This window comes from Neorhizobium sp. 05N33 (assembly GCF_056397445.1).
The window spans coordinates 25,605-35,502 of sequence record NZ_JBFTNK010000012.1; the positions used below are offsets into that span (position 1 = coordinate 25,605).

Consider the following 9,898-nt stretch of genomic DNA (forward strand, 5'->3'; position numbering starts at 1 on the left):
GCGTCGGCTGATGCCGCCTGGCTGGGGTGAATTCCAGGAGATGCGCATAGATGACGGAGATGGAGAGCATGCAAACAATCGCGCTCGTAGATGACGACCGCAATATCCTGACGTCGGTTTCGATTGCACTCGAGGCAGAAGGATACAAGGTCGAAACCTATACGGATGGCGCTTCCGCGCTCGACGGGCTGATCGCCCGCCCTCCGCAGCTGGCGATCTTCGATATCAAGATGCCGCGCATGGACGGCATGGAACTGCTGCGCCGCCTGCGGCAGAAATCCGACCTGCCGGTGATCTTCCTCACCTCCAAGGATGAAGAGATCGACGAGTTGTTCGGGCTGAAGATGGGCGCCGACGACTTCATCACCAAGCCGTTCTCGCAGCGTCTGCTGGTGGAGCGGGTAAAGGCGATCCTGCGACGTGCCGGCAGCCGCGAGGCGCAAGCCGCCGGCGGTGCCGGGGCCAAGACGGCAGCCGATCAGCAGGCCGCCCGCACGCTCGAACGCGGCCAGCTTGTCATGGACCAGGAGCGCCATACCTGCACCTGGAAGGGTGAACCGGTGACGCTGACGGTGACCGAGTTCCTGATCCTGCATTCTCTGGCCCAGCGGCCCGGCGTCGTCAAAAGCCGCGATGCGCTGATGGATGCCGCCTATGACGAGCAGGTCTATGTGGACGACCGTACCATCGACAGCCACATCAAGCGGCTGCGCAAGAAGTTCAAGATGGTCGACAACGACTTCGATATGATCGAAACCCTTTATGGCGTGGGTTATCGATTCCGTGAGGCCGCTTGACCCTTGCGAAAGGTTAACTTGAGGCCACGGCCGGACCAGCGCTAAGCTGGCCCGGTGGAAGGACTGCAGTGGCAGATCAAACATTTGATAGCAATATGATCCGAATGGAGAAGGCTGGGACACGACGTGCGCCGCGGCGGTTCTGGTCGCGCCCTTTCACGCTCATTCGGCGAGTGTTCGGCCATGCGGTGTTTTCGAGCCTCACCCGCCGCATCCTGTTCTTCAACATCGCTGCAACGGTGGTGCTGGTCGCCGGCATTCTCTACCTCAACCAGTTCCGCGAGGGCCTGATCGATGCTCGCGTCGAAAGCCTGCTGACGCAGGGCGAGATCATCGCCGGCGCGATTTCCGCCTCCGCCTCGGTCGATACCAACTCGATCACCATCGATCCCCAGAAACTCCTCGAACTGCAGGCCGGCCAGAGCATTACGCCGGTGCCGAACGACGAGGACCTCGATTTCCCGATCGACCCCGAACGCATCGCCCCGGTTCTCAGGCGGCTGATTTCGCCGACCCGCACCCGCGCCCGGATTTTCGATGCGGACGCCAACCTGCTGCTCGATTCACGCCATCTCTATTCGCGCGGACAGGTGCTGCGTTTCGACCTGCCGCCGGTGGAAAACGAATCGCAGACCTGGAGCGACTGGTTCGCAGGCCTCATCAACCGCCTGCTGCAGCCGGGCAACCTGCCGGTCTACAAGGAAGCGCCAGGTGGCGACGGCTCGATCTATCCGGAAGTCATGAACGCGCTGACCGGCGTGCGCGGCGCGCTAGTGCGGGTCACAGAGCGCGGCGAGCTGATCGTCTCCGTCGCCGTACCCGTGCAGCGTTTCCGCGCCGTGCTCGGCGTGCTTCTGCTATCGACCCAGGCAGGCGACATCGACAAGATCGTGCATGCGGAACGGTTGGCGATCATGCGCGTCTTCGGCGTCGCGACGCTCGTCAACATCCTCCTGTCGCTGCTGCTGTCTTCGACCATCGCCAATCCGCTGCGGCGGCTGGCGGCGGCTGCGATCCGGGTGCGGCGCGGCGCCAAGCAGCGCGAGGAGATCCCGGACTTCTCCTATCGCCAGGACGAAATCGGCAATCTTTCCATCGCGCTTCGCGAGATGACCAACGCGCTCTATGACCGCATCGATGCGATCGAGAGTTTCGCGGCGGATGTGAGCCACGAGCTCAAGAACCCGCTAACTTCGCTTCGCAGCGCCGTCGAGACGCTGCCGCTCGCCAAAACCGAGGAGTCCAAACAGCGGCTGACGGAAGTCATTTTCCACGACGTACGCCGTCTGGATCGCCTGATCAGCGACATTTCCGACGCCTCGCGGCTGGACGCCGAACTCGCCCGGTCGGATTCGACGCCCGTCGACATGGAAAACCTGCTCGGCAATCTCGTCGATATTTCCCGGCAGATCCGCACCGGCCGCAAGCCGGTGGAAATCAGCCTGACGACCGACAACAAGGCCGGCAACAGGTCCGCCTTCCTGGTCAACGGCCATGATCTGCGCCTTGGGCAGATCATCACCAACCTCATCGAGAACGCGCGATCCTTCGTGCCCGAAAAGGGCGGCCGCGTCGCCATCCGGCTGTCTCACTCCAAGGATCGTGTCGTCGTGACCGTGGAGGACAACGGGCCCGGCATCCAGGCGGAGGATATCGACCGTATCTTCGAACGGTTCTATACGGACCGGCCGGACGGCGAGAGTTTCGGCCAGAATTCCGGCCTTGGCCTGTCGATCAGCCGGCAGATCGCCGAGGCCCATGGCGGCTCGCTGAAGGCGGAAAACCTATACGACGCCAAGACAGGTGCCATCACCGGCGCCCGCTTCACGCTGTCGCTGCCGGGCGGCGAAATTCAATGAGCCCGGCGCCGGTCAACATCCATGCGACCGCGATCGCCATTGGCACCAGGGGCGTGCTCTTTACCGGTCCGTCCAGCAGCGGCAAGTCGATGCTCGCCTTCTCCTGCATCGCAGCCGCCTGGCGCCAAGGCGCTTTCGCGGCTCTTGTCGCCGACGATCAGGTGCTCGTCTCGCGCCACGGCAATCATCTGCTCGCCACTCGGCCGGAACCGATCGCCGGCCTCATCGAACTGCGCGGCAGCGGCATCGCCCCTGTTGAAAGCGTCTCCGCCGCGGCGCTGGACCTTGCGGTCCAGATCATCTCCCTACCCGAAGATGAAAGGCTTCCACCGGAGAACGAACGTTTCCAGATCCCCGGTGTGGGTATCCTTCCGCTTGTCCGGATATGGCGCGGTGCACCTGATCCGCTGGCCGTTCTGGCGGCCTTTACGCCGGATTTTCACGGCGAGATGCCGTTTTCATCATCCGGCAGCCTGATTTTTTGACTTGAACTTCGAATCTACTTGGACAAGATGGCATCCCACCGCTGGACCGCTTTATTGCAATGCGATAATGGCGCCGAGTTTCCATAGCAGGGGGCAGTTTTCATGATCGGACTAGTGCTTGTCACCCATGGCAAGCTGGCTGAGGAATTTCGTCATGCGGTCGAGCATGTCGTCGGACCTCAGAAATTCATCGAAACCGTATCGATCGGTCCAGAGGACGACATGGATCAGCGGCGGCAGGATATCGTCGATGCCGTTACCAATGCCGATGAAGGTCATGGTGTCATCATCCTGACGGACATGTTCGGGGGCACCCCCTCCAACCTTTCCATTTCCGTCATGGAAAGCGGCCGAATCGAAGTCATTGCCGGCATGAACCTGCCGATGCTGATCAAGCTTGCCGGCGTGCGCAGCGACAACAACATGGACAAGGCGCTCGTCGAAGCCTCCGAAGCCGGTCGTAAATATATCAATGTCGCAAGCCGCGTCCTCAGCGGCAAATGAGAACCCAGACCGGATGTCATCCTCCTCTCCCCGTGAATTCCTGATCATCAACAAGCGTGGTCTGCATGCTCGTGCCTCTGCCAAGTTCGTGCAGATGGTGGAAAGTTTCGATGCGCGGATCACCGTCTCCAAGGACGGAACAACCGTCGGCGGCACGTCGATCATGGGCCTGATGATGCTCGCGGCAAGCACCGGCTGCACGATCGAGGTCTCAGCGGAAGGAAACCAGGCCAAAGAAGCGCTGGATGCGCTCGAGCAACTCGTCGCCAACAAGTTCGGCGAAGAAGCCTGACGCACCCGCGATTTAACCCTCCGATGACATAAACATATAAAGACCTCTTTATATCCCGTTGCCAGTTTGTAGGAAGCCTGCTAAACCGCTGGCCAGTTTCCGTCTGCCAAGGCGGGTCTTGCCACGTCCGTCGGTACCCGCCGGAGAAGGCACCACCGAACATGGAGAGCTTTATGAGCACTGAGAAGGATTACGTCGTCGCGGATATCAATCTTGCCGCCTACGGCCGCAAGGAGCTCGACATCGCAGAAACCGAAATGCCGGGCCTGATGTCGTGCCGCGAAGAATTCGGCACAACGAAGCCGCTGAAGGGTGCCCGCATCTCGGGCTCGCTCCACATGACCATCCAGACGGCCGTTCTGATCGAGACCCTTCAGCACCTCGGTGCAGAAATCCGCTGGGCGTCCTGCAACATCTTCTCGACCCAGGACCATGCTGCTGCGGCAATCGCTGCCGCCGGCATTCCGGTCTTCGCCGTCAAGGGCGAATCTCTGACGGAATACTGGGATTACACCGACAAGATCTTCCAGTGGGCCGATGGCGGCCTCTCCAACATGATCCTCGATGACGGCGGCGACGCCACCATGTACATCCTCACCGGCGCCCGCGCCGAAGCCGGCGAGGACGTTCTTTCGAACCCGACTTCGGAAGAAGAAGAAATCCTCATCGCGCAGATCAAGAAGCGCCTCAAGGCTTCGCCCGGCTGGTTCACCAAGCAGCGCGACGCGATCAAGGGCGTTACCGAAGAAACCACAACGGGCGTGCACCGCCTTTACGAACTGTCCAAGAAGGGCCTGCTGCCCTTCCCGGCGATCAACGTCAACGACTCGGTCACCAAATCGAAGTTCGACAACAAATACGGCTGCAAGGAATCGCTGGTCGACGGCATCCGCCGCGGCACCGACGTGATGATGGCCGGCAAGGTCGCCGTGGTCTGCGGTTACGGTGACGTCGGCAAGGGTTCTGCCGCTTCGCTCGCCGGCGCCGGCGCCCGCGTCAAGGTCACCGAAGTCGACCCGATCTGCGCCCTGCAGGCTGCCATGGACGGCTTCGAAGTCGTCATCCTCGAAGACGTCGTCGACAGCGCCGACATCTTCATCACCACGACTGGCAACAAGGACGTCATCCGCATCGACCACATGCGTGCGATGAAGGACATGGCGATCGTCGGCAATATCGGCCACTTCGACAACGAAATCCAGGTCGCGGCGCTGAAGAACCTCAAGTGGACCAACGTCAAGCCGCAGGTCGACATGATCGAGTTCCCCAAGGGCAACCGCATCATCCTTCTGTCGGAAGGCCGCCTGCTCAACCTCGGCAACGCTACCGGCCATCCGTCCTTCGTGATGTCGGCCTCGTTCACCAACCAGACGCTGGCCCAGATCGAGCTTTTCACCAAGCAGGGCGAGTACAAGAACGACGTCTACATCCTGCCGAAGCACCTCGACGAGAAGGTCGCCCGCCTGCATCTCGCCAAGCTCGGCGTGAAGCTGACGGAACTCTCCGACGAGCAGGCCGCCTATATTGGCGTCTCGCAGACCGGCCCGTTCAAGGCTGAACACTACCGCTATTAATCAATAGCCGGTTAATCCACAAGATATGGTAGCCGTAGCCTTGACAAAGGCTGCGGCTTCTTTTTTGGGCGCATCCCTTCCCGGCGATTCCCTAAGCAAGTATTGTTTTAGAACTTGATTCGCGCCTTCCCTGGAGCGTGATGCCGAAAGCCGCCAGCGGTTTTCGGACATCGTCGCGCTCCCACCATCTGATTGGGAGCCGTCCGGCTACGGGCAAGGCACGGAGTGGTATGTCTTGTCGATGAGCGGCAATTGGACGGAGACAGACCGGATATGTCGGTAAGAAAAATGAGCTCGTCAGAACGGGCCGATCCCCTTTGCGGCGGAGCGGAAGCTCCAGCCTTGCGTCCCTTTGCGGGGCGTTCCGGTTTCGGATCTCCAGACGGCAATGCAATCGTCGGCAGGCTTCGCCGCCTGGCGCTGTTCGGCAGCGCCTTTCTCTCGGGCACCGCCCTTTCCGGGCTCGCGACCGCGGCGCTTGCGCAGCAATCGGGTGACGCCGCCGTCCGCCTGTTTTCCTCGACGGAGGTCATCGTTTCGTCGCTGGTGATGGGCGCCCTCGGAGCCGCCCTGTTTTCCGCCATCTGGCTGGTGCGCCAGCGCGGCAATATGGAAGCCGAAACGCAGGAAATGCGCAGTGCCCTTTCCGACGCACAGCAGCGGATTTCCAAGTTCGAGGCCCTGATTGCCGACAAGAACCGCCGGATCGTCGTGTGGGAAAGCGGCTCCTCCAAGCCTGAATTCCTCGGCCAGCTGCCGGTGGAAACCGGAGCGCCGCAGCAGGACCGCGAGTTTCTCGCCTTCGGCCGCTGGATGCGCGGCAGTTCCGCCAGCGAACTCGAGAAATCGATCGAACTCCTGCGGGTGGAAGCCCGCTCCTTCGACATGGTGGTAGAAACCAACCGGGACGAAATCCTGGAAGTGCAGGGGCGCGTTTCGGGCGGCAAGGCCTTCGTCCGTTTCATCGCACTCAACAATCTGCGCGCCGAACTCGCTGAGCTCAAGATCGAGCGCGAGCGGCTGACCAACTCGATCATGCTGTTCCATTCGCTGCTCGACGCCATCGAGCAGCCGGTCTGGCGTCGCGATTCACACGGCAAGCTGACCTGGGTCAACCATGCCTATGGCGATGCCGTGGAGGCTTCGACCCCGGCCCAGGCGATCGAGGACGGCCGCGAGGTTCTGGGTTCGATCGCCCGCGAAAAGATCAGGGCGGCAGCGACCTCCACCTCGCCTTTCCACGACCGGATTTCCACCGTGGTGCACGGCAATCGCACGATGTTCGACGTTGTCGACGTCGTCGTGCCGGGCGGTTCCACAGGCATTGCGATCGACGTTTCCGAAGTGGAAGCGGTGCGCGAGGAACTCAAGCGCACCCTGAAGAGCCACGCGGAAACGCTCGACCACCTGGCAACGCCCGTCGCTATCTTCGACGGCGACCGCCGGCTGCAGTTCTACAATCAGGCCTTCGTGCAGCTCTGGGGTTTCACGCTTCCCTTCCTCGACCAGAGGCCGGACAACAGCGAGCTGCTCGACAAGCTCAGAAGCGACGGCAAGCTGCCGGAACAGCTGAGCTGGCGGAGCTGGAAGGAAACGGCGCTTTCCGTCTACCAGTCGCCGGATACGCAGACCGACCTATGGCATCTGCCGAACGGCCAGACGCTGCGCGTCATCGCAACCGCGCATCCGCAGGGCGGCGCCACCTGGGTGTTCGAGAACCTTACCGAACAGGTGGATCTCGAGACCCGTTACAACACGCTGGTCCAGGTCCAGGGCGAAACGATCGACCATTTGTCCGAAGGTGTCGCCGTCTTCGGACCGGACGGACGCATCCGCCTGTCAAACCCGGCCTTCCGGGCGCTCTGGGGCATCACCGCCGAAGAATCCAAGCCGGGCACGCATATCAAGGCGATCGAGACCGCCTGCTCGCCATCCTACGACAAGCCGGACGGCTGGCGCCGCTTCGGCCAGATGCTGACCAATTTCGATGACGAGCGCCCCTCGTTGCAGGGCACGTTCGAGCTCTATTCCGGCCTGATCCTCGATTATGCCGTGACGCCGCTGCCCAACGCCCAGACGATGCTGACCTTCGTCGACATGACGGCGAGTGCCAGGGCGGAACGGGCGCTCAAGGAGAAGAACGAGGCGCTGCAGAAGGCCGACGAGCTCAAGAACGATTTCGTCCAGCACGTCTCCTACGAATTGCGCTCGCCGCTGACCAATATCATCGGCTTCACCGACCTCCTGAAGACACCGGGCATCGGTACGCTGAACGAGCGCCAGTCGGAATATATCGACCATATCTCGACATCCTCGTCGGTTCTTCTGACGATCGTCAACGACATCCTCGATCTGGCGACCGTCGATGCGGGCATCATGCAGCTCAACTATTCGGAAATGGCGATAGACGACCTGCTCGACGACGTGGCGATGCAGATCGCCGATCGCCTGCACGAGAACGGCGTGGCGCTGGCGATCACTGCGCCGGCCGGGCTTGGCACCATCGTTGCCGACCAGCAGCGGCTGAAGCAGATCCTCATCAAGCTGCTCACCAATGCCACCAATTTCGCGCCGGAAGGCTCCGCCATCACGCTCAACTGCTGGCGCACCCATAGCGACGTGTTCTTCTCGGTGACCGACAAGGGTCCGGGCATCCCCGAAGATATCCTGAAGACCGTGTTCGACCGGTTCTCGGCCAATGCCAAGGGCGGCAAGCGCAGTGGGGCGGGTCTCGGCCTTTCGATCGTCGAGAGCTTCGTGACGCTGCATCACGGCGATGTCGCGATCGACAGCAAGCCTGGCCAGGGAACCACGGTTACGTGCCGCATTCCGAGCGGCACGACGGCGCGGTCCGTCGCCGCCGAATGAGTGGTGAGGCAGCTCTTACCCTGACGCTTGCCGACGAGGCCGAAACGATCCGCCTCGGCGAAGACCTGGCGCTGGCGCTGAACAAGGGCGACTGGATCGCCCTTTCCGGCGATCTCGGCGCCGGCAAATCGACCTTCGCCCGGGCCTTTTTGCGCGCGCTTGGCGATGAAGACGAGCTTGAAGTGCCGAGCCCGACCTTCACGCTGGTGCAGAGCTACGAGCTGCGCATCCCAGTCGCGCATTTCGATCTCTATCGGCTTGGCGATGCCTCGGAACTCGACGAGCTCGGTTTCGACGAGGCGCTTTCCAGCGGCATCTGCCTGGTGGAATGGCCGGAAGTCGCCGACGCGTTGCTGCCGCAGGCCCGCATTCAGCTCCGGCTCGAACAGAGCGGCAGCGGCCGGACCGCGACGATCACGGCACCGGAGGCGCAGATGCAGCGCATCCGCCGCGTGCTGGCGATCCGCGAATTTCTCGACAGCCACGGTTACCCCGGCGCCCGGCGGCGTTTCCTCACCGGCGACGCTTCGACACGCGCCTATGAGAGCGTAAAAATAGCAACCGGCGAAACGCTGATCCTGATGGACTGGCCGCGCCCGGCGCAAGGGCCGCCGGTTCTCGATGGAAAGCCCTATCCCAAGGTCGCGCATCTGGCGGAAGACCCCTACCCCTTCGTGGCGATCGACGAATACCTGCGCGAACTGGGACTTGCGGCGCCGGAAGTGCTGCATGTCGATTACGACCAGGGCATTCTGCTGATCGAAAATCTTGGCGAAGAGGGGGCCGTCGACGAAGACGGCAATCCCATCGAGGAACGCTACCGCGAAAGCATCGTGTGCCTCGCCTTCCTGCACAGCCATGAGATGCGCCAGGATCTGCCGGTCGGGGACGGCCATATCCACCATATTCCCGATTTCGACCCGACGGCCATGAAGATGGAGGCGCGGCTCCTCGTTGACTGGCACCTGCCGTGGAAACGCGGAACGCCGGCGACTGACGAGGAACGGCAGGAATATCTGGCGATCTGGGACAATCTGATCCGCGAGCTTGACGGCGTCGAGAAAAACCTGCTGCTGCGCGATTTCCATTCGCCCAATATCATCTGGCGGCCGCATGAATCGGGCGTGCGACGCGTCGGCCTGATCGACTTCCAGGATGCGATGATCGGCCCGACCGCCTACGACCTCGCCTCTATCGTCCAGGACGCCCGCGTCGACATCCCGAAGGCACTCGCCGATCAGCTGATGCTGGATTACGTGACGCTTCGCCGCGCACTCGGAGCCTTCGACGAGCCGACCTTCCTCAAGGCTTGGGCGATCATGGCTGCGCAGCGCAACTGCAAACTCGCCGGCCTTTGGGTGCGGCTCTTGCAGCGGGATGGCAAGCCGGGCTATCTGAAGCACATGCCGCGGACGCTCCGCCATCTCGCGACGGCGCTGAGCCACGATGTGCTCGCCCCCTTGCGCGATTGGTGCCGTCGGGCTGGAATAGAACTGCCCGAATCATAATTACGGTTGCC

The 9,898-nt window shown here is 62.0% G+C and carries 8 protein-coding genes; all 8 read left to right on the forward strand.

What is annotated here, in order from left to right; all coding sequences use genetic code 11:
* The first annotated feature begins 68 nt into the window (after positions 1 to 68).
* Positions 69 to 797, forward strand: a complete 729-nt coding sequence (gene chvI, locus AC1DLT_RS24060) for a two-component system response regulator ChvI (protein WP_038547438.1) — start codon at positions 69 to 71, stop codon at positions 795 to 797.
* Positions 798 to 892: 95 nt separating this feature from the next.
* Complete coding sequence (locus AC1DLT_RS24065) at positions 893 to 2,656, forward strand: stimulus-sensing domain-containing protein (RefSeq protein ID WP_477488422.1); 1,764 nt, start codon at positions 893 to 895, stop codon at positions 2,654 to 2,656.
* On the forward strand, positions 2,653 to 3,141 hold the full coding sequence (locus AC1DLT_RS24070) for an HPr kinase/phosphorylase (RefSeq protein WP_477488423.1): 489 nt from the start codon (positions 2,653 to 2,655) through the stop codon (positions 3,139 to 3,141). Before AC1DLT_RS24065 ends, AC1DLT_RS24070 begins: the two co-directional genes overlap by 4 nt.
* 102 nt (positions 3,142 to 3,243) lie before the next feature.
* A complete protein-coding gene (locus tag AC1DLT_RS24075) occupies positions 3,244 to 3,645 on the forward strand; it encodes a PTS sugar transporter subunit IIA (RefSeq protein WP_038547428.1) in 402 nt (133 codons plus the stop codon).
* 13 nt (positions 3,646 to 3,658) lie between these two features.
* Complete coding sequence (locus tag AC1DLT_RS24080) at positions 3,659 to 3,937, forward strand: HPr family phosphocarrier protein (protein WP_477488424.1); 279 nt, start codon at positions 3,659 to 3,661, stop codon at positions 3,935 to 3,937.
* A 173-nt stretch (positions 3,938 to 4,110) separates the two neighbouring features.
* Positions 4,111 to 5,511: an adenosylhomocysteinase gene (gene ahcY, locus AC1DLT_RS24085; protein WP_247135314.1), complete on the forward strand. Its 1,401-nt coding sequence runs from the start codon at positions 4,111 to 4,113 to the stop codon at positions 5,509 to 5,511.
* A 273-nt stretch (positions 5,512 to 5,784) separates the two neighbouring features.
* Positions 5,785 to 8,379, forward strand: coding sequence for a PAS domain-containing sensor histidine kinase (locus tag AC1DLT_RS24090; RefSeq protein ID WP_408962336.1), 2,595 nt, complete (start codon positions 5,785 to 5,787; stop codon positions 8,377 to 8,379).
* A complete protein-coding gene (gene tsaE / locus AC1DLT_RS24095) occupies positions 8,376 to 9,887 on the forward strand; it encodes a tRNA (adenosine(37)-N6)-threonylcarbamoyltransferase complex ATPase subunit type 1 TsaE (RefSeq protein ID WP_477488425.1) in 1,512 nt (503 codons plus the stop codon). The genes AC1DLT_RS24090 and tsaE overlap by 4 nt, the downstream gene beginning before the upstream one ends.
* Positions 9,888 to 9,898 lie beyond the last annotated feature (11 nt).